Source organism: Facklamia miroungae (assembly GCF_012396555.1).
GTDB classification, from domain to species: domain Bacteria; phylum Bacillota; class Bacilli; order Lactobacillales; family Aerococcaceae; genus Facklamia; species Facklamia miroungae.
Map to the genome: position 1 here is coordinate 82,866 of NZ_JAAXPS010000002.1, position 25,983 is coordinate 108,848.

Annotated in this window: 31 protein-coding genes; 25 read left to right on the plus strand and 6 right to left on the minus strand. The window is 34.6% G+C overall.

The annotated features are described in order from the left end of the window. Positions 1 to 99: 99 nt before the first annotated feature. From HF969_RS02410 to HF969_RS02425, 4 genes are all read left to right on the plus strand, one after another. Positions 100 to 591: a FeoA family protein gene (locus tag HF969_RS02410; protein WP_090289181.1), complete on the plus strand. Its 492-nt coding sequence runs from the start codon at positions 100 to 102 to the stop codon at positions 589 to 591. After that, positions 584 to 2,713 (plus strand): ferrous iron transport protein B, encoded by a 2,130-nt coding sequence (feoB, locus tag HF969_RS02415; protein ID WP_090289182.1) that lies wholly within the window; start codon positions 584 to 586, stop codon positions 2,711 to 2,713. Before HF969_RS02410 ends, feoB begins: the two co-directional genes overlap by 8 nt. Beyond that, positions 2,713 to 2,958 (plus strand): hypothetical protein, encoded by a 246-nt coding sequence (locus HF969_RS02420; protein ID WP_090289183.1) that lies wholly within the window; start codon positions 2,713 to 2,715, stop codon positions 2,956 to 2,958. The genes feoB and HF969_RS02420 overlap by 1 nt, the downstream gene beginning before the upstream one ends. A gap of 143 nt (positions 2,959 to 3,101) precedes the next feature. Continuing rightward, positions 3,102 to 3,968 (plus strand): D-alanyl-D-alanine carboxypeptidase family protein, encoded by an 867-nt coding sequence (locus tag HF969_RS02425; RefSeq protein ID WP_090289184.1) that lies wholly within the window; start codon positions 3,102 to 3,104, stop codon positions 3,966 to 3,968. 79 nt (positions 3,969 to 4,047) lie between these two features. Here the strand turns inward: HF969_RS02425 and HF969_RS02430 are convergent, their stop codons facing one another. Then, positions 4,048 to 5,091 (minus strand): FAD:protein FMN transferase, encoded by a 1,044-nt coding sequence (locus HF969_RS02430; protein WP_168427138.1) that lies wholly within the window; start codon positions 5,089 to 5,091, stop codon positions 4,048 to 4,050. A gap of 96 nt (positions 5,092 to 5,187) precedes the next feature. On the opposite strand from HF969_RS02430, the gene HF969_RS02435 reads away from it, so the two are divergent. Both HF969_RS02435 and HF969_RS02440 read left to right on the plus strand, forming a co-directional pair. Then, positions 5,188 to 5,709 carry a Gx transporter family protein gene (locus HF969_RS02435; protein WP_090289406.1) on the plus strand — a complete coding sequence of 174 codons (522 nt, stop codon included), beginning with the start codon at positions 5,188 to 5,190 and terminating at the stop codon, positions 5,707 to 5,709. An 11-nt stretch (positions 5,710 to 5,720) separates the two neighbouring features. Then, entirely contained in the window at positions 5,721 to 6,149 is a 429-nt protein-coding gene (locus HF969_RS02440; protein WP_090289186.1) for a NusG domain II-containing protein, read from the plus strand. A 38-nt stretch (positions 6,150 to 6,187) separates the two neighbouring features. Here HF969_RS02440 and HF969_RS02445 read toward each other — a convergent pair whose 3' ends face one another. Next, a complete protein-coding gene (locus tag HF969_RS02445; protein WP_210727868.1) occupies positions 6,188 to 7,363 on the minus strand; it encodes an iron-containing alcohol dehydrogenase in 1,176 nt (391 codons plus the stop codon). Positions 7,364 to 7,520: 157 nt separating this feature from the next. On the opposite strand from HF969_RS02445, the gene HF969_RS02450 reads away from it, so the two are divergent. Beyond that, a complete protein-coding gene (locus tag HF969_RS02450; RefSeq protein WP_090289188.1) occupies positions 7,521 to 8,459 on the plus strand; it encodes a linear amide C-N hydrolase in 939 nt (312 codons plus the stop codon). Between the two features lie 59 nt (positions 8,460 to 8,518). Here the strand turns inward: HF969_RS02450 and HF969_RS02455 are convergent, their stop codons facing one another. Next, on the minus strand, positions 8,519 to 9,172 hold the full coding sequence (locus HF969_RS02455) for a metal-dependent transcriptional regulator (RefSeq protein WP_090289189.1): 654 nt from the start codon (positions 9,170 to 9,172) through the stop codon (positions 8,519 to 8,521). A 223-nt stretch (positions 9,173 to 9,395) separates the two neighbouring features. Here HF969_RS02455 and HF969_RS02460 point away from each other — a divergent pair, with 223 nt between their 5' ends. The 11 genes from HF969_RS02460 (at position 9,396) to HF969_RS02510 (ending at position 17,461) form a co-directional block, all read left to right on the plus strand. Then, positions 9,396 to 10,127 (plus strand): metal ABC transporter ATP-binding protein, encoded by a 732-nt coding sequence (locus HF969_RS02460; RefSeq protein WP_090289190.1) that lies wholly within the window; start codon positions 9,396 to 9,398, stop codon positions 10,125 to 10,127. 1 nt (position 10,128) lies between these two features. Then, positions 10,129 to 10,968, plus strand: a complete 840-nt coding sequence (locus HF969_RS02465; protein WP_090289191.1) for a metal ABC transporter permease — start codon at positions 10,129 to 10,131, stop codon at positions 10,966 to 10,968. Next, complete coding sequence (locus HF969_RS02470) at positions 10,965 to 11,900, plus strand: metal ABC transporter solute-binding protein, Zn/Mn family (RefSeq protein WP_090289192.1); 936 nt, start codon at positions 10,965 to 10,967, stop codon at positions 11,898 to 11,900. Before HF969_RS02465 ends, HF969_RS02470 begins: the two co-directional genes overlap by 4 nt. Before the next feature lie 231 nt (positions 11,901 to 12,131). Continuing rightward, positions 12,132 to 12,749 (plus strand): ribonuclease domain-containing protein, encoded by a 618-nt coding sequence (locus HF969_RS02475; protein ID WP_245694796.1) that lies wholly within the window; start codon positions 12,132 to 12,134, stop codon positions 12,747 to 12,749. Continuing rightward, the gene (locus HF969_RS02480; RefSeq protein WP_090289193.1) at positions 12,746 to 13,009 is read left to right on the plus strand and encodes a barstar family protein; all 264 of its coding nucleotides are present in this window, start codon (positions 12,746 to 12,748) and stop codon (positions 13,007 to 13,009) included. The genes HF969_RS02475 and HF969_RS02480 overlap by 4 nt, the downstream gene beginning before the upstream one ends. Positions 13,010 to 13,127: 118 nt before the next feature. Further along, positions 13,128 to 14,255: a radical SAM family heme chaperone HemW gene (gene hemW / locus HF969_RS02485; RefSeq protein WP_090289194.1), complete on the plus strand. Its 1,128-nt coding sequence runs from the start codon at positions 13,128 to 13,130 to the stop codon at positions 14,253 to 14,255. A 135-nt stretch (positions 14,256 to 14,390) separates the two neighbouring features. Continuing rightward, positions 14,391 to 14,801: a GNAT family N-acetyltransferase gene (locus HF969_RS02490; RefSeq protein ID WP_090289195.1), complete on the plus strand. Its 411-nt coding sequence runs from the start codon at positions 14,391 to 14,393 to the stop codon at positions 14,799 to 14,801. Positions 14,802 to 14,918: 117 nt separating this feature from the next. Next, on the plus strand, positions 14,919 to 15,293 hold the full coding sequence (locus tag HF969_RS02495; protein WP_090289196.1) for a GntR family transcriptional regulator: 375 nt from the start codon (positions 14,919 to 14,921) through the stop codon (positions 15,291 to 15,293). A gap of 2 nt (positions 15,294 to 15,295) precedes the next feature. Beyond that, positions 15,296 to 16,150, plus strand: coding sequence for an ABC transporter ATP-binding protein (locus HF969_RS02500; protein ID WP_090289197.1), 855 nt, complete (start codon positions 15,296 to 15,298; stop codon positions 16,148 to 16,150). A gap of 11 nt (positions 16,151 to 16,161) precedes the next feature. Further along, positions 16,162 to 16,788, plus strand: coding sequence for an ABC-2 transporter permease (locus HF969_RS02505; protein ID WP_168427139.1), 627 nt, complete (start codon positions 16,162 to 16,164; stop codon positions 16,786 to 16,788). A gap of 46 nt (positions 16,789 to 16,834) precedes the next feature. Next, positions 16,835 to 17,461, plus strand: a complete 627-nt coding sequence (locus HF969_RS02510; protein ID WP_090289199.1) for an ABC-2 transporter permease — start codon at positions 16,835 to 16,837, stop codon at positions 17,459 to 17,461. A 73-nt stretch (positions 17,462 to 17,534) separates the two neighbouring features. On the opposite strand, the gene HF969_RS02515 is transcribed toward HF969_RS02510, so the two are convergent. Beyond that, positions 17,535 to 17,924, minus strand: coding sequence for a helix-turn-helix domain-containing protein (locus HF969_RS02515; protein ID WP_090289200.1), 390 nt, complete (start codon positions 17,922 to 17,924; stop codon positions 17,535 to 17,537). A gap of 194 nt (positions 17,925 to 18,118) precedes the next feature. On the opposite strand from HF969_RS02515, the gene HF969_RS02520 reads away from it, so the two are divergent. Continuing rightward, complete coding sequence (locus HF969_RS02520) at positions 18,119 to 18,445, plus strand: hypothetical protein (RefSeq protein ID WP_090289201.1); 327 nt, start codon at positions 18,119 to 18,121, stop codon at positions 18,443 to 18,445. A gap of 112 nt (positions 18,446 to 18,557) precedes the next feature. On the opposite strand, the gene HF969_RS02525 is transcribed toward HF969_RS02520, so the two are convergent. After that, positions 18,558 to 19,850 carry a ClC family H(+)/Cl(-) exchange transporter gene (locus tag HF969_RS02525; RefSeq protein WP_090289202.1) on the minus strand — a complete coding sequence of 431 codons (1,293 nt, stop codon included), beginning with the start codon at positions 19,848 to 19,850 and terminating at the stop codon, positions 18,558 to 18,560. Positions 19,851 to 20,095: 245 nt separating this feature from the next. Here HF969_RS02525 and HF969_RS02530 point away from each other — a divergent pair, with 245 nt between their 5' ends. Continuing rightward, positions 20,096 to 20,998, plus strand: coding sequence for a magnesium transporter CorA family protein (locus HF969_RS02530; RefSeq protein WP_168427140.1), 903 nt, complete (start codon positions 20,096 to 20,098; stop codon positions 20,996 to 20,998). A gap of 58 nt (positions 20,999 to 21,056) precedes the next feature. On the opposite strand, the gene HF969_RS02535 is transcribed toward HF969_RS02530, so the two are convergent. Then, on the minus strand, positions 21,057 to 21,539 hold the full coding sequence (locus HF969_RS02535) for a hypothetical protein (RefSeq protein ID WP_090289204.1): 483 nt from the start codon (positions 21,537 to 21,539) through the stop codon (positions 21,057 to 21,059). An 89-nt stretch (positions 21,540 to 21,628) separates the two neighbouring features. Here HF969_RS02535 and HF969_RS02540 point away from each other — a divergent pair, with 89 nt between their 5' ends. The 5 genes from HF969_RS02540 (at position 21,629) to HF969_RS02560 (ending at position 25,779) form a co-directional block, all read left to right on the plus strand. Further along, positions 21,629 to 22,162 (plus strand): GNAT family N-acetyltransferase, encoded by a 534-nt coding sequence (locus tag HF969_RS02540; protein ID WP_168427141.1) that lies wholly within the window; start codon positions 21,629 to 21,631, stop codon positions 22,160 to 22,162. 187 nt (positions 22,163 to 22,349) lie between these two features. Then, positions 22,350 to 23,738, plus strand: coding sequence for an LPXTG cell wall anchor domain-containing protein (locus tag HF969_RS02545; RefSeq protein ID WP_090289206.1), 1,389 nt, complete (start codon positions 22,350 to 22,352; stop codon positions 23,736 to 23,738). Positions 23,739 to 23,792: 54 nt separating this feature from the next. Then, positions 23,793 to 24,362, plus strand: coding sequence for a methylated-DNA--[protein]-cysteine S-methyltransferase (locus tag HF969_RS02550; protein ID WP_090289207.1), 570 nt, complete (start codon positions 23,793 to 23,795; stop codon positions 24,360 to 24,362). Between the two features lie 14 nt (positions 24,363 to 24,376). Beyond that, positions 24,377 to 25,081, plus strand: coding sequence for a hydroxyacylglutathione hydrolase (gene gloB, locus HF969_RS02555; RefSeq protein WP_090289208.1), 705 nt, complete (start codon positions 24,377 to 24,379; stop codon positions 25,079 to 25,081). A gap of 14 nt (positions 25,082 to 25,095) precedes the next feature. Next, positions 25,096 to 25,779 carry a response regulator transcription factor gene (locus tag HF969_RS02560; RefSeq protein WP_090289209.1) on the plus strand — a complete coding sequence of 228 codons (684 nt, stop codon included), beginning with the start codon at positions 25,096 to 25,098 and terminating at the stop codon, positions 25,777 to 25,779. Positions 25,780 to 25,983: the final 204 nt, after the last annotated feature.

Below are 25,983 nucleotides of genomic sequence, written 5' to 3' on the forward strand. Positions count from 1 at the left end.
TTTTTATATATTGCGAGACTTTTTACTTGAAATTTATATTGTGAGCTTCTCGATTTTAAGTTATTATAATGATGTCTATCAAAATTTAAGGAGGTTTAAATGAATACTTTAACACTAAATTATTTACGGAAAGGTGAAAGTGCAAAAATTTTACATGTTTATGGTCACGCAGACCAGAAAAAACATTTAACTAATCTAGGATTTGTGCCAGGTGTCTATATAACAATTATTTCTACTCAAGAAGAAGAGATGATTATTAAACTAAAAGGATCGCGCCTAGGAGTCTCTAAGGAATTTACAAAAAATGTAACAATTGAACGAATTAATATCAATGAAAAAGAACTAGTGCCTTTGAGTCAATTAATGGCTGGATCTCAGGCTAAGGTGGCCAGAGTGGATGGAGAGGCTCAATTCAGAAGGCGGATTATGGATATGGGAATTACTAAAAATGCGATAATTGATTTGGTCAAATTAGCACCTTTGGGTGATCCGCTTGAAATTCGTGTGAGGGGTTACCAGCTTTCGATCCGAAAGAGTGAGGCGGATTCAGTCCAAACAGTTGTAATTTCAGGAGGTGTGCGACATGCGTAAAATTGCTTTGGTAGGTAATCCTAATTGTGGTAAGACTACACTTTTTAATGTTTTAACAGGAGCCAATCAAAAAGTAGGCAATTGGCCGGGAGTAACTATTTCAAAAAAAGAAGGACACTTATTAGCTGATCCAACAGTGGTATTGGTTGATCTACCAGGAATCTATTCGTTATCGCCTTATACAATGGAAGAAGTTGTTTCCAGGGATTATCTTTTAGATGAGCGACCAGATCTAATATTAAATGTGGTGGACGGGACCAATCTAGAAAGAAGTCTTTATTTAACGACTCAATTATTAGAGTTAGAAATTCCGATGGTCATCGCGGTGAATATGGCTGACCTTCTTAATAAAGCTGGTATTGCATTGGATCTCAGTGCTTTAATGGACCTTTTTGATTTACCGGTTCTTTCAATTTCAGCCTATCGGAGAAAGGGGATTCAGCCTCTAATTCATCAAATTCAAACGAATGAGAAGGTTGGAACAACGATTAATTTTTCTCCGATTGTTGAAGAGCAATTAGACTTAATTTCGAGTGAACTTAATCATGATCGCTTGACCAAGTTTTGGGCTATAAAGTATTTTGAACGCGATCAAAAAATGATTAAAAAAGACTGTGTGCAAGCAAATTGTACCTTGATTGAGCTTATGGTGACTAAATCAGAGCAATGGTTAGATAGTGATGGTGAATCAATTATTACCAGTGAACGCTATGATTGGATAGAAACAGCTATGACGATGATAAAGAAAGAAAAAAACGAGTCCTTAAGTCTTACCGACAAAATCGACCAAGTTGTCACTCATCGATTCTTAGGTATTCCATTTTTTTTATTGGTTATGTATTGTGTGTATTATCTATCGATTTCTACAATAGGATCCTTAGGGACAGATTGGGTAAATGAAGAACTTTTTGGTCAAATCATTCCTAATGCAATGACCACTTTCTTAGAAAGCGTCAAGATTCATCCCTTAGTGATTTCTTTGGTGGTTGATGGAATTATTGGTGGTGTAGGTGCTATTTTAGGATTTATTCCGCAAATGGCTATGCTCTTTTTATGTTTAGCTCTTTTGGAGGACAGCGGCTATATGGCTCGAATTGCTTTTGTGATGGATCGAGTTTTTAAAAAATTTGGCCTATCTGGGAAAAGTTTTATTCCCCTTTTAGTAGGATCGGGTTGCTCAGTACCCGGGATTCAGGCTTCAAGAACAATTGAAAATGAACAAAATCGCAAGCTGACCATTCTGACCACCTCTTTTATACCATGTTCAGCTAAATTACCGGTTATTGCTTTAATTGCCAATGCTATTTTCGGAGGGAGTCAATGGGTGGCTTTTGCCGTTTATGTCTTAGGGATAGTTTCTGTTTTAGTTTCAAGTATTCTACTTAAGAAAATACTTTTTGGTAAATCTAAACCTATTCCCTTTATTATGGAATTACCGGCTTATCGTATGCCTGACTGGTATTCGATCCTTTTAATTGTTTGGCATAAGGTACAGGCCTTTATAAAGCGTGCCGGATCAATAATCTTTATTTCCTCCTGTTTAGTTTGGTTTTTATCTTCATTTTCATCTTCCCTACAAGTGGTATCTGATCCTAAGCAATCACTTTTGGCCAGTTTAGGCAATATTTTTGCGCCAATCTTTATACCACTTGGTTTCGGTAATTGGGAGTCTGTTGCGGCTACCTTGCAAGGCTTTGTAGCTAAAGAGAATGTTGTTTCGACTTTAGGGGTTATTCAGGGCTTGTCAGCCGATAGTACAGAAAATACAGGAGCGCTTTTAAGTCAAATGAGTCTGTACTTTTCAGCCTCTTCAGCACTTTCCTTTTTAGTATTTAATATGCTTTGTATGCCTTGTTTTGCTGCAGTAGGAGCCATGCGGACTGAGTTTCAGGATGATTGGATGGCGTTTAAGGCTGTTTTCTATCAAATGTTTTATGCCTATTATATTTCTTATATTGTGTATCAAATTTCTTTAGTCCTAATTGATGGCTATGAATTAACCTACCTAACTTGGCTGGCTATTAGTTTACTTATTTGTTTTATCGGACTTTTATTTATGCCAGCAGATTTTGTATACCAGCTATCACATCCCTTTAAGCCTTTAGGAAAGGAAGCTATTTGATGAATCTTCAGACACTTATAATTCTGCTTATTATTTTGGGACTATTAGTGTATTTTTTAGTTAAAGAGTGGCATTCTTTAAAAACGGGTCGAAGTAAGTGCACATCATGTACAGTTAGCGATTGTCCTTTGGCAGGTTTAAATGTCAAATCCCCTCCCAATACTGCTAAATGTCCATGTGAGACCGTTGCTGATAGAGATAAGACAAAGATATTAAAAGAAGTTAACCAAGCTAAATTAAAATAACAAATGAATGGGTCGGTGATTGAGAGCTTAAGAGCTTTAATATATTTTGAATGAAATGCAATATTTTTTACAGCAAAACTTGACCGGCTTTAAAAATTATGAGAATCTAAAAATGAATTTATGAAATAGGAAGGACGTTTTGGATGAAAAAAGAAAAATATGTTAAATCAGCGTTCTTGTTCTTAATATTTATAAGTTTGGTCAATATATTTCATCCCATTCAAGCAGTTGCTTTGACGGAATATTATTCGAAGAGTATTTATGTCTATAATTTAACCGAAAATAAGCAAGTTTTTTCGTTAAAAGCGAATGTTCCACGTAAACCCGCTTCTTTGGTTAAAATAATGACGACGTTAGTTGCTCTCGAACATATTAATAATTTGTCTGGATACGCCCCGATTGATGAGGCCAGTTACTATCAAGCAATTGAGGAAGGGGCTGCTATGGCAGGTTATCTTCCTTATGAGTCAACTACTTTTCGTGATTTGCTTTACGGAACAATGCTTCCTTCTGGTGCTGAAAGTGCCAATTCTTTAGCCATTAATGTAGCAGGATCAAAGAAAACTTTTGTGAAATGGATGAATGAAAAAGCAGAAGATCTAGGATTGAATAAAACCAAATTTAAGAGTGTCGATGGTATGGATCAAGCTGGCCAGGTTACGACTGCTAAAGAGATGGCTATGTTATTAAAAGAGGCTTTAAAAAATGGCCATTTCGAAGCTATTTTCAAACGGAAAGATTACTTATCCTCACCGACAAATATTCATCCTTCCGGTGTTTATATGGAGAGTACGGTTTTTAAAAAATTGCGTGATTTTAATCAAGATGGTTTTGAAATCTTAGGTGGGAAATCCGGTACAACCTTTGGGGCAGGCTTATGTTGGGTCACCTTGGCTGAAAAAGATGAAAAAGAATATATTGTCGTTGTGTTAGGTTCAGAATTAAATGACCTCAACGATCGAGTGGAAGGTCAAGTGCTAGACACACTTAGAATTCTCTCTGAGATATAGGGATCTGCGAATAATTTAAGACCTGAATAGATTAATGAATAAAACCCATAAAAAATTCCCCAAATAGTTGAGGAATTTTTTATGGGTTAAAAATTTGGTATTGTTCATCTAACAGCTTGAAATCTTTGACCCCCTGACTAAGATATACCTCTTGGTCTTTAGTGATAAAGATAGCTTCGAGGTCGGGGGATTGATTTATATAATGCATTCCTTCTTCAAGGCCTAGGCCAAAGACAATGGTCGCATAGGCATCTGCTTCTAGTGACCGGTCAGTGATGATTGTAACACTTGCTAATGTGTTATCAATGGGGAAGCCTGTTTTAGGATTGAGGAGGTGGTGATATTTAATGCCATCTACTTCTACAAAACGTTCATAAATGCCTGAGGTAACGACACTTTTATTAGTAATAGGGAGCGAACCCACTACTGAACCAGTTTCATGTCCCGGATTCTGGACGCCTACCGTCCAAGGTTGGGCATTGTTTGGTTTTGTTCCTAAGAGGACGAGATTGCCACCGAGGTTAATAATTGCTTTATCAATTTGATGTTCTTTTAAAATACGCGCAACCCCGTCGGCAATATAGCCTTTTGAGATACTGCCTAAATCTAATCGCATTTTTTCTTTTTTTAGATAAATACTTGAATCGCTATGATTAACAACGACTTGATGATAATCGATGAGATTCAAGCTTTCTTTAATTGTGGCTTCCGAAGGAATGGTATTCTGATCTGCGGCTTTTTTCCATGGATAAGAGATTGGGCCAATTGTAATATCAAAAACAGATTCAAAATTTTGGGATTTTTTCAGACCGTATTCAATCAGTTCAAGCGTTTGAGGGTGCACTTTGATGGGATCTCTACCGGCTGCTGCATTAATTTGACTGATATCCGTACCCTCTTCAAATTCTGAAAATAATTGTGCCATTGCCTCAATATATTTAAAAGCTTCATCCATGGCCTGTTTACTGTTAGCATCATTGGGATAAATTGTTATTTGAGTGAAGGTATCAAGTAAAGCTTCCGACCGAACCAAGGCTTCTGGATTTTCGTCAGCAGATACAATTTGAAGCGGATAGAAAAATGTAAGACAGGCGATAAAAAGAAAGATAATTTGTTTTTTCAAATAAGTGACTCCTTTGTTAGTGATAAATGTTAGTTCATTTAAATGATTGAGCATGTTAAAATAATCTTAACTAGACTAAAAGAAATGAATGATCAAATGACTTCAAAAAAAATTGTTTTTAGCGCTATTTTAGCGAGCTTAGCCATTATTTTTGGCTTAATTGAAGGAATGTTACCGAGCCCGACAAACTTTGTCTTAGGAGCTAAGTTGGGTCTGACGAATATTGTTATTTTGATAGCCTTATACACATTAGATGTTAAGACGGCTCTGAAGATCAATTTAGTGCGGGTGACGTTGGTTGCACTATTGTTAGGTAGTTTTTCCTCTTTTTATTATAGCTTAGCAGGTGCGATGCTAAGCTTATTTGCTATGTGTCTGGTGAAGCACTTAGGGCAAGAAAAAGTAAGTATAATTGGCGTTTCAGTAATGGGGTCGCTTTTCCATCATCTTGGCCAATTAGCAATGGCAAGTATCTTTTCAAAGACGTGGATGATCTTTAATTATCTTCCGATTCTCTCGTTAGTAGGTATTTTGACAGGAGTTTTAACTGGAGTGCTAGCTCATTTATTGCTAGGCTATCTAGCCCATACATCTATTTTGCCACTTAATCATCTATAAAGGATTATAACATGAAAAAAATTTTTGCAATGATGAAACCGTTTGATTATTTACTCATTTTGTTTGCTTTAGCTGTATCTTTTGTGCCGTTTTTAATTACCGGTTGGTTTTATCAAGATACAGTAAATGATCAACCCCTTCAAGCTGTGGTCAAAATTCATGGTCAGGTGGTAGATGAATTTATCTTATCGAAAAAGGCTGGTCATATCGAAAAACGTTATGAACCGAATCGTGATCAATACAACATTGTAGAACAAGTAAATGAAAAAATTAGGGTCAAGGAAGATAATAGTCCTGACCAAATTGCGGTTAAAACAGGTTGGATTTCAAAGCCGGGTCAGGTCTCTGTTTGCCTACCACATCACTTAATCATTGAGATTAAAGGATCAATCGATCCGGATGAATTAATCCTGCCTTTTCCGGAAGAAACAATCAATTAAAAAAGCAACCATTCAGGTTTAATGAATGGTTGCTTGTTTTAGTTTAAGGCTTTTTCATAAATAGCTCTTGAGACTTCAGGTGTTTGTGTTTTATGCTCACCAATCTCAGTAAATTCATGAGCTATAAGTTGATCAACTAGATAATCAATGTCCTTAGCTTCCACATCAATCTCTTCCAAAGTAACAGGCATATTGATCGATTGGAAAAATTTGCGAGTAGCTTGAATAGCCGCTTGTGCTTTTTCTTGATCAGATCCCTCATGAATATTCCAAACATTTTCAGCATATTGAACCAGTTTAGCAAACTTTTCTTCCCAGCGAACTTCCATGGTGGCCAAGATAATTGGGGTGAGAGTTCTTGCATGATCAGTGTGATTAAAAGCTGTAATTTCATGGCCTAACTTGTGAGTTGACCAGTCAGTTGGTAATCCTTGACTCATAAACCCGTTTAATCCATTGGTGCAAATCCACATAAAATTACTTCGCACGTCGTAGTCGTGATTATCTTCTTTTAATTGAGGAGCGAGTTGAATAAGACCTTTTAAGGCTGTTTCCGACCAACCATCTTGTAAGATAGCTCCGACTGGTTGGTTGAGGTAGTTTTCTAAAATATGTACAAAGGTATCACTAATCCCATTGGCTAATTGACGTTGAGGTAATGTGTAGGTTAATTCGGGGTCAAGTACAGAAAATTGTGGATAGGTGTGAACAGACCCAAAACTAACTTTGGCATTTTTTTCTTTAATAGTTATGACGCCGCCCGCATTCATCTCGGAAGAGGTAGCAGGTAAAGTTAAGATTGTTCCGAAAGGTAGGGCCTTCTTAATTGGAAGTCCTTGACCGATACCTGCTGAGAAAATATCGATCGGATCACCCTCAAAGGCTGCGGCTGCTGCAATGAACTTAGTACCGTCGATAACAGAACCACCTCCGGCAGCTAGAATAAAGTCAAAACCTTCTTCTTTAATTTTTTTGACAGCCTTCATCAGCGTTTCGAAGTAAGGATTAGGTTCAATACCGCCAAATTCATCCCATTGTCGTTCACCTAAAGCAGTAACAATCTTATCAAAGGTTCCAAATTTTTTGATTGAACCTCCACCATAGGTGATTAGCACTTTAGCGTCTTTTGGAATACTACGATCAATTGACTCAATTTGTCCTTTGCCAAATAAGATACGTGTAGGGTTATAAAAGGTAAAATTATTTATGGTCATTTTGATTCCTCCTAGTACTTATATTTTAATGGATTTAACTACGAAAAGCACTTTTAACGCTTAAAGTTATAACTAATGATACACTAGTACCTATAAATGAATTTAGAAATAAAGATCAGAAAATGATCACATAAAGTTAAAAAGAAAGGATATATTTATGTGTACAGGAATTAAAATTAACTACCCTGGCGGCCATGTCCTTGGAAGAACCATGGATTTAGAGGCACCAGTAGATTATAATATACTCTATTTACCCAAGGATTATCCTGTGGCTGAAAATCTTTTAGGAGGTTATCATCATTCACAGTATAAGATGCTTGGTGTGGGGTTTCGCAATATGGACCCCTTGAAAGATGGTGTTAATGAACATGGCCTGATAGGAATCACTAATGACTTTGGTGGATTTGGTTTATATGATGATCAAGTCGATCAATCAAAGACCAATGTCTCTGCCTTTTATTTTATGAATTATATTCTAGCTAATTGCCGCGATATTGATGAGGTGCTAAAAATTTTACCCACCATTCATATTTCAAGTCGAGATTTGAAGGGTAATAAAGTGATTACGCCTATTTTTCATTTTATGTTTTCGGATAGTAAGCAAAATTGTATCGTAGTTGAACCGAATAAAAAAAAGCTAAAAGTTTATCAAAACCCTTATGGTATTATGACTAATGCGCCAAAATTTTCCTCTCATGTAAAACTTTTAGAGACAACTTTTGATAAGGAAAATTTAGATCGATTTAATGGTGCCAAAAATTTACCCGGTGGCTATGATCCTAAATCGCGTTTTTTAAAGGCTTATTATCTGGCCCAGCAAACCCTAGATAATCATAACAGTAACTCTGCATTTGGTAATCTCTACCGAGTTCTATCTGCAGTAGCCTTACCGAAAGGATTTATCCCCAATCAAAAATACCATTCTTACACCTACACGGTTTATTTATCGGCTTACGATAGTCAATCAAAAAGGTTAACTATTCAAGCTGCTGAAAATCCTATGGTATACTCAATGTCATTTGATGACATTCAAAACCAATCTGCAAGACAAGTAATCTATATTTCACAACAATTCTCTTATCAAAATATAAAATAAAATACAGAGGCCTCATATAATTATATGAGGCCTCTGTATTTTATTTATGCGTATAAAGATTAAGCTTTCTCAAAGAAAACTAATTGAGCCATATCGAAGCTAAAATAACCTGTTTCGTCATCCTGATATGAAAAAATAAAGATGCGATTCGTTGAATCGATTTTTGTCAGTTTGATTGTTTGATTTAAGTGTAAGTTAATTTGTTGTAAATAGTCAAGGAGTTCAGGTTTGTCAATACAGCGGCGGAAAACAAGAGTATCTCCTTCTTCATATTCAGTAAGAGGGGTGCGGTACACTTCTTGATAATTGTCAAGGGTAGGAATAATGCTACCATGTGGACAAAACTTAGGATAGTCTAACAGTTCTTCTAACTTTTTAAAGAAATATTCACTATCTAAATGTTCAATGGTTTCAGCATCTTTATGAACTTGAGTAATATCATATTTTAGTACCTCTAATAGAAAGAGTTCAGTGATACGATGCTTACTAACCACTCTAATGGCGCTCTCTAATCCTGTTTTGGTCAAACGAACTCCCTTATAGGGAATCGATTCTACTAGCTTTTCATCGACTAAACGTCCAATCATATCGGTAACTGATGGGGCAGAAATATTGAGACTTTCTGCAATTAATTTATTTGATACATATTCTTCACTTCCATTTAAACTGAAGATGGCTTTGAGATAATTTTCTTTGACATTAGAACGTTTCATTATTTATCCCTCTTTTCTAAAATGTGAATAATTAACTAGGTTGACTTAGGTGCTTTTCAGCTTTAGTATACCATAACTTTAAAAAAAAGAACGAAATTAATTTTTATTATCGCTTAACTCCGAGATAGAAAATAGTTATATATTTTTTTAGATTAATCTAAAAATTTTATTGCAAAAGACTAAGAATTACTATATGCTAGTTTAGTCAAGAAAGGAGAGTTTTATGATTCAAGTTAAACAGTTAAATGTGGATTATTTTGGTCATAAGGCATTGACAGATGTTGATCTGGAAATACCTATGGGCTTTAGTGAGGGAATAATAGGCCCAAATGGCGCTGGAAAATCAACTTTAATGAAAGCTATGCTAGGAATCATACCTAGCCAAGGTCAAGTTCATTATATGGGCAAAGATATTCGAGAGAATTTGAGAAAAATTGCTTATGTGCCACAAAAAAATGAGTTAGATCTTACTTTTCCAATTACTGTAGAGGATACGGTCTTAACAGGCACCTATCCTAAGTTGCAACTTTTTAAAAGACCAGGTAAGAATGAACGAGAAATAGTTGATTTATGTCTGGAACAAGTATCGATACAAGATTTGCGGAAAAAGCAAATTAGTAACTTATCGGGAGGTCAATTGCAAAGAGTTTTTATTGCTCGGGCTCTCGCTCAACAAGCTGATGTATTCTTCTTAGATGAACCCTTCGTGGGAATTGATCTCAAGAGTGAGACAATTATTGTAGATATTCTCCGTAAGTTACGAAGCGAAGGTAAAACGATTTTGGTCGTTCACCATGACTTGCATGAAGTAGAATCTTATTTTGATCGACTTTTAATTTTAAATAAAAAAGTCGTTGCTGAAGGGACTGTTAAAGAAGTCTTCACCAATAAAAATATTCAAGAAGCATACGGTGGGTCTTTAGGCAATATTCAAATAAAAGGGTTGGGTGATTAAAATGACAGATATACTTTCACAAGCCTTCGACCTACCTTCTTATGTTATTAATGCAGGTTTATCAGCAATTTTCTTAGGTATAGTTGCCGGTATTATTGGAAGCTTTATTGTTTTGAGAAAAATGGCTTTAATGGGAGATGCATTGTCTCATGCGGTTTTACCTGGGGTAGCAATTTCTTATATATTTGGGATTAATATGTTATTCGGAGCCTCATTATTTGGAATTCTTGCAGCTATTCTTATTCAATATATTTCTAAAAAATCGAACATTAAAAGTGATACGGCAATTGGTATAATCTTGAGTTCATTTTTTGCTTTAGGAATTATTTTGATTTCTCGTGCCCGAAGTGGGATTGATTTAAACCATGTCCTTTTTGGTAATATTTTGGCTGTGCCTAATTCCGAGCTCGAACAATCTTTTTGGGTCATGATCGCAGTCATTGTTATTGTGACTCTGTTCTATAAGGAACTACTTATTTCATCTTTCGATCCGGTAGTTTCTAAAGCATTTGGATTGAACACAGATTTTTATCACTATTTATTAATGCTGATGTTGTCAGTTGTGACCGTATCTTCACTTTCTCAAGTAGGGATTGTATTAGTGATCGCAATGTTGGTAATACCTGCTGCTACTGCCTATCTTTGGACCAACAAATTAACGCATATGATTCTATTAGCATCAACAATTGGAGCTTCTATGGGGTTACTGGGGACTTATATAAGTTTTCATCATAATTTGCCAACGAGTTCGGCTATTGTTCTGTTAGGATCCTTGGTCTTCTTAATCTCATTTTTTATCTCACCAAAAAATAATTTTTTTAGAAAGGAAAAAGTATCATGAAATTAATTAAAAAATTTATAACACTTACACTTTTATTAGCTACTATTATTCCTGCCATTGGAGGTCTAGAAACAGCCCATGCAGCAGAAGATAAGAAATTAAAAATTGTAGCCAGTTATTCGATTATTGCAGATATGGTAAGAAATATAGTTGGAGAGCATGGAGAAGTCTATAGTTTGGTACCCATTGGAACTGATCCTCATAGCTATGAACCTTTACCAGGAGACGCTCAAGAAGTATCTGAAGCAGACCTCGTTTTTTATAATGGATTTAACCTTGAAACAGGAAAAGGTTGGTTTGATGATCTTTTAGATGTGACTGATAAAAAAGATGTTGCTTTTGCAGTTACTGAAGAAGTTGACCCGATGTTTTTAACTGCTGAAGGTAAAGAAAATGAACAAGATCCTCATGCTTGGTTAGATGTTCAAAATGGTATTAAATATGTTGAATTAATCACTGAAAAAATAATTGAAGCAGATCCAGAACATGAAGCAGATTATCAAGAGAATAAGGAAAAATATATAATATCCTTAGAAGAGCTTGACCAGTACGCAAAAGATAAAATTGCTAAAATTCCAGAAGAACAACGTATTTTGGTTACTTCAGAAGGTGCATTTAAGTACTTTTCTAAAGCTTATGGATTCCAAGCGGCTTATATTTGGGAAATTAATACGGATAATCAAGGTACTCCTGATCAAATGGAGCGTATTTTAAATATTATTAATGAAGGCGATGTTAAAGCCTTGTTCGTCGAGACTTCAATTAATCCCAAAACAATGGAGACAGTTTCTCATGAGACAGGCATTCCTGTTAAGTCAAAAATTTTTACCGACTCATTAGCTAAGGAAGGCGAAGAAGGAGATACGTATATCACTATGATTAAATGGAATATTGATCACATTGTAAATGGTATTCTCGAAACGAATGAATAACAATTAGTTAAAATCTTTGATCAATTAGCAAAAAAAATTAAATCAATTCTTCTATGTATAAAGTATTTTAAAACTAAAAAGAAAAAAACGGTTGAGTATCTTAACTCGACCGTTTTTTTATGGTAAATGAATAAGTTTTTAGAAGCGTAAAACAGTAATCGGTTATTTATCAATGCATTCAACTATTAATTATGCTAAAGTCACTTTAGTAAAAAAAATCCTGGAGGGTATATGAAACCAAAATTTAAATCCTTATTTAGCCTATTAGTAGTCACACTTGCTATCTTATTAAGTGGATGTTCGCAAATGGAAGTTTTCGTAGAAGATCTTACTGAAAAATCCACCAATGAAACTATTGTTGAAACAACATTAGATAAGAATACGGAAACAAATGATGAAGTAATGCCTGATTTAAAAATCGACCCCGACCGCTGGCATGATGATCAAGTGCGAGAAAAACAAAAATCTGGTGTCGTAAAACAAAAAAATCCTGACCAGAAAAGGTCAATTTTAAAGGATCGAGACTATTATTCTCTTGAAGATGTTGCCGCCTACATTCATCAATATCATCAGTTGCCGAATAATTATATTACGAAAGCAGAAGCTGAACAGAGAAATTGGACAACTAATGATGAAAGGTTTGTGATTGGTGGAGATCGCTTTGGTAATCGAGAAGGTAAGTTGCCTAAAGCAAAAGGAAGATACTACTATGAAGCGGATATTCAAGCGGGGTATAGTCATCATCGTGGACCTGAACGTATCGTATTTTCCAATGATGGTTTAATCTATTATACAAATGATCATTATGAAACTTTTGACCAACTATATGGAAAGGAAGTAAGTGAATGAAAGTATTGTTAGATGGGCAGGCATTTAGAGACAAAGAAACGACTTACATCTATTTAATCAATCGGCTTAATTTGCCAACATATACCGGTTATAATCTAGATGCCTTATGGGATGTCTTAGGTGATAGTCAACCTTTAGAAATTGAAATTTATCGAGCGAGATTGATCCTTGATCAATTGGGTGACTATGGACGTGCCATGCTCGATTTATTAGGTGACGCATCGATTGAATTCAATCATGAAATTATATTACGTTGGTAATGAAAGCAAACAGATTAGGGACCTTAAGGTCTCTTTTTTTAATCAGCTTATATTTTTCTGTTCAAAGAAATCAAAGATCGTTATAGTATAAGCAGATGAATAAAGGGGGTCGAAGATAATGAAAGAAAGAATCGGATTGTATAATCATATTCCCTTTTGTCAAAAAAAATGTCATTACTGTGATTTTTTAACATTTGTTGATATGGAAGACAAGATGGATGAGTATATCGATTATTTAGTAAAGGAGATGGCTCTTTATCACGGAAGATATCAATTAGATACGATTTACTTTGGTGGGGGGACTCCCTCCTATCTAGCAGCTGAACAAATGGCAAAAATTATGGAATCTATCAGTAAGCACTTTGAAATACTACCAGATTGTGAGATTTCGATTGAAATGAATCCAGAATCGGTCACAAAAGAAAAAGTAGAAACCTATTTAAAATACGGTTTTAATCGTTTTTCAATGGGGGTTCAGTCATTTGACAATGCAACGTTAAGAATGATGGGCCGTTTACATGATCGACAGAAGGTTTATGAAAAAGTGGCCTTATTGAAAGAATTAGGAGTGGAGAAGCTAGGGATCGATTTGATGTTTGGTAACCCTAAACAAGATATGGCTGTTTTAAAGCACGATATTGAACTGGCGATGCAATTACCTATTAATCATATTTCATACTATTCTTTAATGATAAAAGAAAATACGCCTTTTCAACGTTGGGTCCTAACAGGTCAAATGCGGGTGTTAGATGATGAGATTGAAAGAAAAATGTATCATTATATTCAATCAGAACTTGCGAAACATGGTTTTCATCAATATGAAATTTCTAATTTTGCTAAAGGGGAGGTAGAAAGTCGTCACAATAAGAAGTATTGGCAGTTAGAAAATTACTTGGGACTTGGCTTAGGTGCTTCCTCAAATATTGACTTAGTACGCTTTGTGAACCACCGGCGTTTCGCTGACTATTATGGTATGATCGATCAGGGTAAGTTTCCCATTCAAATCAGTGAGCGCTTATCCGTAGAGGATAGAGAAAAGGAATACATAATGTTGAATTTGCGCTTATTAGAGGGGTTCGCGTTTCAAGCGATTAACCAGCGCTTCCAAATTAATTTTCTTGAAAAGTATCAAGACGTTTTGACCAAACATAAAAAGCTAGGCTTAATTGATTATGACCATGAACGTATCTGGTTTACTGAAAAAGGTTTAGATATGGGAAATCAGTTTTATTTAGATATTATCTAGATAGTTTAGGTGTATATTCTAGGCAAGAAAAGTTTTATTTAAAAAGTAGAATATTATTCAATTGATTTAAGGAGTGTTTGAAATAGAAAATTAAGACTTATTCTCAAATTAGATAAGTAAAAAAGGAGGGCAAAAATGCATATGATTGTAATTAAAGAAGATGTTCAGCTTCCATTTGATCAGACGCTAGCTCTCTTTGAAAATGTTCATTGGACAGCCTATACTAGAGAACCAGATATCTTAGAAAAAGCCATTCAAAATAGTTTAAAAGTATGGACAGCATGGAAAGGGGAACAGTTAGTTGGTTTAGTTCGCGTCGTAGGAGATGGACTAACTATTATCTATATTCAAGATATTTTAGTACTTGAAAATTATCAAAGACAAGGTGTGGGCAGTCAATTATTGCAAAAGGTATTAAAAGAATACCAATCGGTACGGCAAATCATTTTGTTAACCGATGATACGGATATAACACAAAAATTCTATGAAAAAAATGGACTTGTTCAAACGGCAGATTTTCAATTAATGACCTATATGAAAAAGTAATAAAAATCCCAATTCTTATTCAATTAAGAATTGGGATTTTTTATAAAAAAAACTTGAAAGGTTAAAACCATGTGTATATACTGTGTATATACACATGTGGCAAGGCGAGGTGAATAGATGAATATCCTGATATCAAAACTAAATCCTAAGCCTATTTACGAACAAATTAAGGAGCAGATTATCCAAGCAATTTTGAATGGTGATGTTAATGAAGGGGATTTACTTCCTTCTGTCAGAGGGTTAGCAAAAGATTTGAAAATCAGTGTAATTACTACCAAGAGGGCATACGAAGATCTTGAAAGGGAAGGGTATGTTACTTCAGTCGTTGGTAAAGGAACTTATATTGCTCAACAAGACCGCGACTTTATTCGTAGGAAATATTTAAAAAGAATGGAAGAATTAACTAAAAAGCTATTAGAAGAAAATCAAATGCTTGGACTGAGTTTGGAAGAGATAAAGGAAATGGTCGAAAGGATTTTTAAGGAGGTTTAATAATGGAAGACTACGTGATCGAAATGAGTCAAGTTTCAAAAACATATACTGATTTCTCAATTGAAAATTTGAATTTAAGGATACGTAAGGGGTACGTTACGGGTTTTGTCGGACCGAACGGTTCTGGGAAAACAACAATTATCAAAATGATTATGGGTCTTATTAAACCAGAATCAGGTTCGATTAAAGTTTTTGGTAAGGATCTAAAAAAGCATTCGGTAACGATAAAAGAAAAGATAGGCTTTGTTTACGCTGAAAATTATTTCTATGACCACTTAACGGTGGAAGAAACAGGAAAGATGATCGCGCCCTTCTATAAAAATTGGAATTGGGAAACCTATTGGTCTTATATTAAGTTATTTGGTTTATCAAAAAATAAAATCATTGAAGAACTTTCGACCGGTATGAAAGTTGAGCTATCTTTAGCGATAGCCTTGTCACATGATCCACTCTTAATCGTTCTTGATGAACCAACTTCTGGGTTAGATCCGATCGTGAGGAGTAAGGTATTAGATATCTTATTTGATTTCATTCAAGATGCCAATAAATCAGTCTTTTTCTCAAGCCATATTATGACCGATTTAGAAAGAATCGCTGATGATATTGCTATGATCCATTATGGTAAATTACTCTTTAATATAGAAAAAGATACTATCCTAGACCAATACAAGTTGGTCAAAGGGCCTAAGGAAATCTTAGATGATGAGTTAAGAAAGCAATTAATTTCATGCCATGAAACATCTGTCGGGTTTGAAGGTCTTTCAAAAAATTATGATCTTTTTAGAGAATTATTCGGCCAAGAAGTAATCATCGACCCAGCCAGTCTTGAAGAGATTATGGTTAACCTAATGCGATGAGAGGTGAAAAAATGAAAGCAATACTGCACAAAGAATTTATGATGAACTATAAGCGTGATAAATTTTTATTTATAAGTTTAATATTACTAGGAATGTTTTTGTCAAATTCGGTTCAAATTCCAATTATTTTACCAATCTATTTTACAATGATTTACCCCGTGTTCACTACAATAAAGGAAGATTTCAAGAAAAATGGCGCGCTGATCAATAGTTTGCCGATTCGACCGAGAAAAATTATTTTAGCTAAATATCTCTACACTATTTTAATGGCAAGCGTTTTCTTTATCACTGTCATATTGATAAATTATTACCATCCCTATTTTAAGGCCAATACTCTATCTGAGATACTAATTTCCGTTGTGTCCTCACTTGGAATTGTTTCACTTTGTTATATGCTCTATTATTCATTTGGCAAAAAAGTAATCGAATTATATCAATACTTCATGATATCACTAATAATAAATAATATTATGGCAGCTGCTGAAGAGGATTATGGTACTCTATTTGGAGGTTTTAGCAAATTCGCTAATCAGTTTTCTGCTGATAATTTGATAAAACCCTTGGGTCTCTTTTTGGTAATAGCACTTATTGTCGCTTATATTATTGCTATTCGATTTTATGGTAAAAAGGATTTTTAGATAAAGAATGATCGTATAGAATTAAATTAAAAGAAAGGAGTTCCTAATGAAAGCAGTTTTATATAGGGAATTTTTGGTGAATAAACAAAAAGATATGTTATATATTTTAATCCTAATCGTATTACTTATAATATTTTTATCTTCTCAACAAATAGAATATTTAAGTTTTATTTTATCACTTATTATTATTCAATATCCTGGGCTCAAGGCTAGTGGATATAATCAAAAAAAAGCAGAAGTATTGTTAAATAGCTTGCCAATGGGTCAAAATAAAATTGTTCTCGCAAAATATCTTCATGCTATCTGGTTTGATACGCTGTGTGTAATTATAATTTCACTCTACTCAAATATCCTGACACAATTTAAAGCGTTTACTTTGAATGAAATATTACTAACGGAATTCATTTTCTTTTTGTCTTTATCTATCGCTTATCCAATAAATTGGTTTAAAGAGAAAATGTTGACAGGATATTTTTATTTGGTGAATTTTTTTGCTATTGTATACATTTATTTCAATCGTAAATCGGGAGATGATTTGTTTATGAAATGGAAAGAAATTGTCAATCATTTTATGTTATCTAAATTAATAATTATTGGCACTATTATCTCAGTTATTTTTCTTACTGCTTCATATTTCATTTCAGTTCATATTTACAAGAGAAAAGATTTTTAAAGCGAGTTTCATTAAGAAAGATAACATTAAAGACTTTTCTTAAATGTTGTCTTTCTATTGATTTTTAGGATTCTTATGTAAAATGACTTGTACAATATACCCTAAACTTCCCCCCAGCTATACCAGACAAGAAAGCCATCCAAAAGATCTCATCCTCACGAAAACGGTTCGCTGAATAAGCCCATACTCCAACTAAAATGAAAAAAGTTAAGGCAAAGGCTAGAATAAAGAGTTGATTGTTGCTTTGAAAAGCTTGAAAATCTCCTAGACTATCTTTTAGGATAGAGTCTGTTGAAGTTTTAAAAACTTCACTCAAAGCTACAATGTTTTTGAGATCTGGATTACTTTGATTACTTTCCCATTTAGAAATAGCTTGTCGCGAGACATCAATTTTATTTGCCAGTTCTTCTTGAGACAAGCCTTGCTTCTTCCTTAAAGCTTGAATACGCTCACCAATAGTCATAATAAATTCCTCCTATTTAAAACTTTCCTTAATTTTATCAAAAGATTTAGCTGCTTATCTACCAACTATAGTTGGCAAAGTCACAACGAGTGGTTGATTTAAAAAAATAATGATATCTTTTTCTTTTAGGTCCTAAGTCCGATAAGATAGATTCTGTAAAATAGTATAATAAAATTATAGAAAGGAAGATGACTATGATCCCATTAAATGTTTATGTTCAACGCCTTGACAAGAATTTTTGGATTTATAATTTTTTTGCCTCTTTTAGTTATTTTGCGATCAATGGATTTGATGATATAAGGAATTTTATTCTGTTCCCAATCGCTATTATGTTAGTGATTTATATTTTAAAGGAACGTTTGCAGACAACAGCAGATACTCAGTATTTAGGCTTTTATCCTCTGAGTAAGGATTTTGGTAAGTTGATTATTGCAGCAATAATGAATTATGTTATATGGCATTTTTCGGGAGTGCTTTTCTTGATCGCTCTGGTTTATGTAATGTGGAAAGAATATCACTAAGCGTTTTAAATATTTCCAGAATGTACAAAAATATAGGTCTAGTGGGATCTGCTCACATCGAATAAAAATAATAAAAAAGTCTGTTTCACTACAAAGAAACAGACTTTTATTTTTAGTTTTTAGAATCTATACTCGGGCGGTTAGATAGAATGCTGTTTAGTAGACTAACATAAATGGGTTGACAATTAAAGAAATCAGCAATCAAGTAACTAAGATAGGTAACTAAAGTGATTGGAAATAGCCAAGGAAGAGCAGCCCCAGTCATTTCAATAATTAGGATGATTCCAGTTAGAGGAGCACGGACAATTGCTGCAAAATGACTACTCATAGCAATAACAGAAAAGTATAGGATTGCTTCTTGTGGAACAAGACCTAAACTATATAAACTGGTTCCATATATATTACCTAATAAGGCACCAATCGATAATAAAGGAAAAAAGATACCACCAGGAATTCCGGAACAAAAAGCTAAGGCCACTAAAGCTAGTTTTATGAAGTAGAAATAAGATAGCTGGCTTATTCCAGGATTTTCCCCTAATGGGAAAGTTATTAAATTTGCTCCAGAGCCAAATAAGTTATGGTCAAAAAATAAAATTATTCCTGTTATTAAAAAGGGAAGCATAGATTTTAACCATTGGGGTAAAGCAATGTTTTGATAGATCTTTTTACCATTCATAATTAGAAAATTAAAGAGTATTCCAGAAAGACCGGTCAGAATACCTAGACCTAAACAAGCTAAGGTCAGATTGGGTACTATTGTAGTGATAGTAGGTATTGAAATTGCAGGCTTATTTCCAATAATTAAATTAGCAGAATGGTTAGCAGTAATCACAATTACCCCGGCGTATAATATTAATTCGCGACTGGTACGCTGAAATAATTCTTCCACCATAAAGATTAAACCAGAAAGGGGTGCATTGAAAGCAGCTGCCATACCTCCACCAGCAGCACCAGCGATTAAGTAACGCTGGACTTTTTGATTGCTGTGGGTTAGTTCACTTACAGCTTGACCAACTGCTGATCCAATTTGAACAGATGGCCCTTCTCGACCTAATGTCAAACCTGATCCAATTGTGGCCAACCCTCCAAAAAATTTATAAATCAGCACAGTAAACCAATTTTGTCTGAGTTGATTATGTAAGTGACCACTGACATGAGGAATTCCAGACCCTCCTATATCTGGTTCCTTATTAACACAGTAGCCTGCTAAGGCACCAAAGCTAATAATTAAAAGGAAGAAGGATGCACTGTCAAATGGGTTCACTTGGGCATTTTTCAATAATAGTTGACTATAATTGGATAAAATTCTTATTCCTATAGTGAATCCTGCTACAACGCTTCCCGTTGCTAGTCCTGTAAGGAGAGAAAGAAACAAAGTTTTAAATGAAATTAAATTATTTTTCATAAGTGACCTCCAAGTTAATTCTAGGACAAGTCTTTTTTTTTGACAAGGTGTTTTTCTTTAAATTAATGTATATAGTTATTTTTTTTATAGATTGAGTAAGAAAAAAACTAATTTTACTATCTTTTAAAGAAAGGTGTAATTGCTTATAATGAGATTACAAGTGTACAAACTGCTATTAGCGATAAAAATATAGCTGAGTAGGAGTAAGAAAATGAGCTTAAAGAAAAGATGAGGAGCTTAGAATTGTGGAGATTAAAAATAATACTTGGCAGCTTTATGAAGGTTTAAATGATTTAGAGCTAGAGGATATTTGTAAAAACCTTGCTATCCCTCACGACTACCTTAGTGGAGTCAATGATCCCTTTGAAATCGCAAGATCCGAAGAAGCTCTACTTGATAATGGAGGTACACGTTCGCTTATTGTTTTGCAATATCTTTTCCCACAAATGAACTCTAGAGAATATAGAGAATATAAAACACGTGCTATTTCTCTTGTTAAAGTAGAGGATCAATTAATTACAGCACTTCCAGAGACACCATCATACTTAAGAGATATCTTTAAAGAATTTAATGATAGTGTAGGCTTTGATTACGAAGAAATGGTGATGAAGGTTTTCTGGAAAATTCAAAATGAAACAATCAAAGTATTAGCCTGGATTCATGAAGAAATTGAGGCAATGCAAAAAGATATTGAATATTCTTCACAAAATCAGGAGTTATACCGTTTGATGAGTTTAGATAAAACTTTAGCTTACATTAAAACGGCTGTTCAAAACAATCGAAGAGTGTTAGAACAGATAAGTAAAAATGATCAATTTCAAAATATTCACCGCTTAAAAGCCTTGATGCATGATGTTCTAATTGAATCTCTCCAAGCAGAATCGATGGTTGACGAAGGGATGCGCATTGTTGATCAATTAAGTGATATTTTTTCTAATGTGATTTCTAATAATTTAAATAATGTTATGAAAATTCTAACTTCAATTACAATTATTCTTACCATTCCTACGATTATAGGAGGACTTTGGGGCATGAACGTTCCAGTCCCGTTCCAAGAATACGGTGGAGGGTTTATCATCACAACTTTATTGAGTATTCTGATCAGTATTATTGTTGCTATTTGGCTAAAGTCTAAAGACTACTTATGAGAAGCATTTTAGAGACAATGTTAATAAAAAAGCCAGACAATTATCGTCGGGCTCGTCTTTAAGAATGTAAACTATCTTGTATATCGACCTCAATATTGGCTTGTTTCAGATGTGCAATCAATTGAACTTCATCGTTTAAAGGAAAAGATTGGGCAAAGTATTGATTATTGGCTTTGCCTAATAAGTTGATGCATTTTTTTTCGAGGTCTCGTGTAATTACCACTCGATCGACTTTAGCAAAAGATATGGGGATCATTACGGATAAAGTTCCTCTAAAGACTGAAAAATCAGACTTTGAAATTCCTCTGGCTAAAGGACCAGAGAGGAAATAAAGAATAGCCGAAGCAATTAATAAATAATGCCAAATACTACTAGCAAATTGGAAACCGATCCAGATCAACAAACCAATCGTGATTAATTGTGTCCAAATCCAGTAGCTTTGAATAACTTCTACAAAAATATTCCGACTTCTTTTATAAAAATGATAACTGCTACCTGCGATTAAAACAATAGTTAAGAGAATGGATACGATATCTTTCAAAGGGCTCACTCCTTATTATTTACCTAGCAATACTATAACATAACTGATCTACAATAAGCTATGAAGATTCATCAATGATAGGAGAAAAAATGCTTTTAAAACAACCTGACTTAAGTGACTTAAAGATAATACAAGAATTCTTGGATTCTTACCCTAATTCTAACTGGTGGATAGCTGGGACATCGAGTTTGAATCGCTACCATGAAAATATTGATCAATGGATATTAACAATGCAGGATTGGGCGAAAGGTCACAATTTACCTAAGGGACGTGTGCCGGTTATTCAGTGGATTTGTCTTAACCTTCAAGGTGAAATGCTTGGTGCCATCAATCTGCGCCCTCAATTGAACGATTATTTACTTCACTCTGGGGGTCAAATTGGTTATGTCGTTCATCCTTCCTACCGACGTCAAGGCGTCGCAACCTGGATGCTAGGGCAAGTTTTGAAAGAAGCTAGTAATCTAGGAATCGAGCGCATTCTGATCACATGTCGCTCAGATAATGATGCCTCCAAAGCGACGATTGAAAAATGGGGTGGTTTATTAGAAGACCAAAGAATGGAGAAGGGAGTCTGGGTGAAACGTTATTGGATTGATTTATCAGAATATGCTCAATTCAAATAGATAAGAATCATTATCATTATAATGATCATTGATCGTTTGCCTGGATTTAATTATGAATATTCAAAAACTATTCATAATTCCTTGCTAGAATGATCTTAGAAAAAGTTTGGCCTCTTCAATCATTTGACCATCTTTTTTCATTTTTCCTTGTTAGGATATAGATAACCAAATAACTAGGAGGAAAAAAATGAATAAATATATGCTTCGTTTATTAACACTATCATCGGTATTCGTATTAACGAGTTTTCCAGCGGCACAACCTTTTCTAACTAATAATATAGGGATTGTATCGGCCCAAGAAAATATAGACTTTGAAAGCTTACGTCATTCTCTGGTAGAAGAAACACCCATGCTTCAGTCTCAAATGGATCAAATTTCAGATGACCAGCTTCAAGTCTCTTATAAAAAAGTTCAAACAGAGGTTCCCACCGGAGGAGATATTGCAACCTTATATCACTATCTTTTAAATGACTATCCACAGGTTTTTAAAGATCAGATAGAGGGATTAAAAAACAAACTTATAGAGCTAGGAGGACTGGATGCAGAGGTCGTTGAAAAAATTGACCCTTCTCAATTGCTTTTTATTGACCATCTTGTCCAAAAAGATCGAGGTGAAGAGGACCTTACTGCGTTAATAGAGAGACTAAAAGAAGAAGGACTTTTAGTAAATGATGACCAATTAGACCTTGAAAATATTAAACAAAATCTTTTAGAGTCAACTCCTATTGATAAGGACCAAATAAGCCAAATCGCTGATGAAGATTTGATTGAGTTAGCAAATGAGGTCAATCAAAATGGTGGAGATCCGGCCACCGTCTTTAACAGATTATTGGTCAAGTATCCTGAACTCTTTAAAAATCAAGTTCAAATGATTATAGAAGGCCTTAAGAATCAAGGAAATGTACAGACTTCTGCTCTCGAACAATTAGATCCTGAAATATTGCTATGGGAAAATTATCATATCCTGCAAGAAAAAGGGCAGGTTGACTACGATGCCTTAGCTGATAAATTAATAAATAAAGGTCATGTTCTACCAATTAAAAATAATGAAACTCGAGCGCAAATGATACGCCAAGAGCTGTTGCAATCGACTCCCATTATAGAAGAGCAATTGCAAGAATTTTCGGATGACATTTTAATTTTATTAGCAGAAAAAGTGAATAAAGAAGGTGGAGATCCTAGTACTGTCTTTAACCATCTGGTTCAAACTTATCCGGACGTATTTGCTCATGAAGTTCAAAGATTAGAAAAAATCATGATCGAGCAATATGGGTTAGATGCTGATAAACTTAAAGCTTTGGCGGATAATGTTATCTTATGGGAAAATTATAGAATCAAAAACCGTAATGAGGGCCAAGAGAGCTTTTCGGTCCTGGCGGATCAATTAGTGAAGGAATATCACATCCCCCAAGAATCTCTGAAAGATATAGTAGTTGATAAAAAAGAAACAACGGTTGCCGATATAAACAATCAAGTTAAATCGGCATTACCACAAACCGGAGAATCGCAAAGTGTCTTACCGGTCTTAATGGCTAGTATATTAGGCCTGTTTGGCATTCGATTCATAAAAGAATAGTTGAGTATTCTTTATTATTGGACCTGCTTCCATTTATGAAGCAGGTTTTTGTTTATGCAGATCTCGTTTTCTGATAGGATTAAGCTAAGTGAGATGGATCGGAGGGAAGTCATGTTATTAGCTGCTAACTATAACAGTCCAATTGGAGAGATGCGATTACTCATTGAAAAGGGTGCCTTAACTGCCCTTTGGTTTCGTGGGAAAGGTCAAATAGAAAATAAGTTGTCAGACAAGTATCAATTAATAGCAAGTACGAGTCCTGAATTTGCTCCAATTATTAGATGGTTAGACGACTATTTCCAAGGTCAAAGGTTTAATCCTATTCAATTTGAACTTAAACCTCTTTTTCAAACTACTTTTCGTCAGCAAGTATGGCGAAAAGTAGCTGAAATTCCTTATGGACAACTGACCACTTATGGTGAAATAACGCATTCCCTTCAAGTTGAAAACAAACGGACAGTATCCCCTCAAGCTGTCGGCGGAGCCCTAGCAGCCAATCCTATTTTATTAATTATCCCTTGTCACCGTGTATTATCTGCTACAGGTGACTTAGCGGGATATAATGGTGGTATTGCTAACAAAGCTTGGTTAATTGAACATGAAAAAAAGAAATCGAATAAATAGAAAGGAAGATAGTTATGCAAATAAAAGCCTTACCTGCATTAGAAGACAATTATATTTGGTTAATTGAAAAGGATCAAGACATCATTGTGGTTGATCCTGGAGAAAGTGACGATTTACTTAAATATCTGAATACGAATGGCTTAAATCTTAAGGCGGTGCTGTTAACTCACTTTCACGAAGATCATGTGGGAGGATTAGACAGTTTATTGGCTAGTCAAAAGCAAGAAGTAGCTGTTTATGGACCGGTTGAACTTGAGGAGCGTGTTGATTATGTGGTTAGAGAAGGTGATCATTTTACGATCAATCAGTGTGAATATAAGGTTATAAAGACAGCAGGGCATAGTGAAGAGCATGTTTCTTATTTGATGGATAGCCATCTGTTTTGTGGGGATGCTTTATTTTCAGCAGGTTGTGGTCGGGTATTTACCAATGATTACCAAGCGCAATTTGAGACGATTCAAAAGATTAAGGCTTTGCCAGATACCACTAAAATATATGCTGGTCATGAATACACTTTAACCAATCTTGCCTTTGCTTTAACAGTGGAGCCGAATAACCAAGTTCTAATGAAGGAACAAAAACATGTTAAGGACATAAGATCTAAGGGGATACCCAGTTTACCTTCAACAGTCGAAAGAGAAAAGCAAATTAATCTCTTTTTACAGGTAAGAAGTTTGACAGAGTTTATCCAATTAAGAAAAGCTCGTGATCAATTTTAGAAAGGAAACTAGGGATGCGCATATTTATAGTAGAAGATGACCCTATTATCGCCGAGGGACTAGCTAATACCCTCAAAAGACATCAGTTTGAAGTTAAAATTTGTCAAAATTTTGAAAGTGTTGTTGAGGAGTGTTTGGCTTGGCCAGCTCATCTGGTCTTAATGGATATTAACTTACCTTTTCAAAATGGTTATTATTGGTGCGGCCAATTAAGGGCTCATTCGCAAATTCCTATTATTTTTATTTCCTCATTGTCCGATCAGCTGGACCAGATGGTGGCTCTCCAAATGGGCGGAGATGACTATTTAATTAAGCCAATTGATCTCCAATTAACCGTTGCAAAGATTCAGGCCCTTTTAAGAAGGAGCTATAACTATTTACCTGAAAATAAGATGAAATATATATTTGATGGGATGATTCTTAATACTCAGGCTTTAACTATAGAGTATCAAGGAGAAGCGATTGAATTAACTGCAACAGAATATCAAATTTTATTCGAGTTGTTCAAGAAAAAAGGTGACTATGCTAGAAGAGAAGATATTTTAGATGCGTGTTGGCAAGAAAATAATTTTATCGATGATAATACCTTGGCGGTGAATATTTCAAGATTAAGGAAAAAATTAAGTATCCTCAAACGTGATCCAGTTATTGGAACCAAAAAGAATGTGGGCTATTGTTTATTAAGAAATGAGGGCTAGTCGATGAAAGCATTTCTAAACAGACATCTTAGTTTAATTGTATTTGTTATGTTTACCTTGGCACTTTTTGCTTTAGTTTTTTATTTATTTAATCTTAGCTGGACAATATTTATTTTCCCTTTTTTCTTAGCACTAATCCTGTTGCTTATGTTTTTAATATTTCAATGGTTTAATTTTAAAAAGGAAATCAGTTATCAGCAGAAG

Bases quoted from the DNA above. Each gene is read 5' to 3' on its own strand.
- HF969_RS02410 (WP_090289181.1), top strand. From the start codon at position 100: ATGAATACTTTAACACTAAATTATTTACGGAAAGGTGAAAGTGCAAAA.
- feoB (WP_090289182.1), top strand. From the start codon at position 584: ATGCGTAAAATTGCTTTGGTAGGTAATCCTAATTGTGGTAAGACTACA.
- HF969_RS02420 (WP_090289183.1), top strand. From the start codon at position 2,713: ATGAATCTTCAGACACTTATAATTCTGCTTATTATTTTGGGACTATTA.
- HF969_RS02425 (WP_090289184.1), top strand. From the start codon at position 3,102: ATGAAAAAAGAAAAATATGTTAAATCAGCGTTCTTGTTCTTAATATTT.
- HF969_RS02435 (WP_090289406.1), top strand. From the start codon at position 5,188: ATGACTTCAAAAAAAATTGTTTTTAGCGCTATTTTAGCGAGCTTAGCC.
- HF969_RS02440 (WP_090289186.1), top strand. From the start codon at position 5,721: ATGAAAAAAATTTTTGCAATGATGAAACCGTTTGATTATTTACTCATT.
- HF969_RS02445 (WP_210727868.1), bottom strand. From the start codon at position 7,363: ATGACCATAAATAATTTTACCTTTTATAACCCTACACGTATCTTATTT.
- HF969_RS02450 (WP_090289188.1), top strand. From the start codon at position 7,521: ATGTGTACAGGAATTAAAATTAACTACCCTGGCGGCCATGTCCTTGGA.
- HF969_RS02455 (WP_090289189.1), bottom strand. From the start codon at position 9,172: ATGAAACGTTCTAATGTCAAAGAAAATTATCTCAAAGCCATCTTCAGT.
- HF969_RS02460 (WP_090289190.1), top strand. From the start codon at position 9,396: ATGATTCAAGTTAAACAGTTAAATGTGGATTATTTTGGTCATAAGGCA.
- HF969_RS02465 (WP_090289191.1), top strand. From the start codon at position 10,129: ATGACAGATATACTTTCACAAGCCTTCGACCTACCTTCTTATGTTATT.
- HF969_RS02470 (WP_090289192.1), top strand. From the start codon at position 10,965: ATGAAATTAATTAAAAAATTTATAACACTTACACTTTTATTAGCTACT.
- HF969_RS02475 (WP_245694796.1), top strand. From the start codon at position 12,132: ATGAAACCAAAATTTAAATCCTTATTTAGCCTATTAGTAGTCACACTT.
- HF969_RS02480 (WP_090289193.1), top strand. From the start codon at position 12,746: ATGAAAGTATTGTTAGATGGGCAGGCATTTAGAGACAAAGAAACGACT.
- hemW (WP_090289194.1), top strand. From the start codon at position 13,128: ATGAAAGAAAGAATCGGATTGTATAATCATATTCCCTTTTGTCAAAAA.
- HF969_RS02490 (WP_090289195.1), top strand. From the start codon at position 14,391: ATGCATATGATTGTAATTAAAGAAGATGTTCAGCTTCCATTTGATCAG.
- HF969_RS02495 (WP_090289196.1), top strand. From the start codon at position 14,919: ATGAATATCCTGATATCAAAACTAAATCCTAAGCCTATTTACGAACAA.
- HF969_RS02500 (WP_090289197.1), top strand. From the start codon at position 15,296: ATGGAAGACTACGTGATCGAAATGAGTCAAGTTTCAAAAACATATACT.
- HF969_RS02505 (WP_168427139.1), top strand. From the start codon at position 16,162: ATGAAAGCAATACTGCACAAAGAATTTATGATGAACTATAAGCGTGAT.
- HF969_RS02510 (WP_090289199.1), top strand. From the start codon at position 16,835: ATGAAAGCAGTTTTATATAGGGAATTTTTGGTGAATAAACAAAAAGAT.
- HF969_RS02515 (WP_090289200.1), bottom strand. From the start codon at position 17,924: ATGACTATTGGTGAGCGTATTCAAGCTTTAAGGAAGAAGCAAGGCTTG.
- HF969_RS02520 (WP_090289201.1), top strand. From the start codon at position 18,119: ATGATCCCATTAAATGTTTATGTTCAACGCCTTGACAAGAATTTTTGG.
- HF969_RS02525 (WP_090289202.1), bottom strand. From the start codon at position 19,850: ATGAAAAATAATTTAATTTCATTTAAAACTTTGTTTCTTTCTCTCCTT.
- HF969_RS02540 (WP_168427141.1), top strand. From the start codon at position 21,629: ATGCTTTTAAAACAACCTGACTTAAGTGACTTAAAGATAATACAAGAA.
- HF969_RS02545 (WP_090289206.1), top strand. From the start codon at position 22,350: ATGAATAAATATATGCTTCGTTTATTAACACTATCATCGGTATTCGTA.
- HF969_RS02550 (WP_090289207.1), top strand. From the start codon at position 23,793: ATGCAGATCTCGTTTTCTGATAGGATTAAGCTAAGTGAGATGGATCGG.
- gloB (WP_090289208.1), top strand. From the start codon at position 24,377: ATGCAAATAAAAGCCTTACCTGCATTAGAAGACAATTATATTTGGTTA.
- HF969_RS02560 (WP_090289209.1), top strand. From the start codon at position 25,096: ATGCGCATATTTATAGTAGAAGATGACCCTATTATCGCCGAGGGACTA.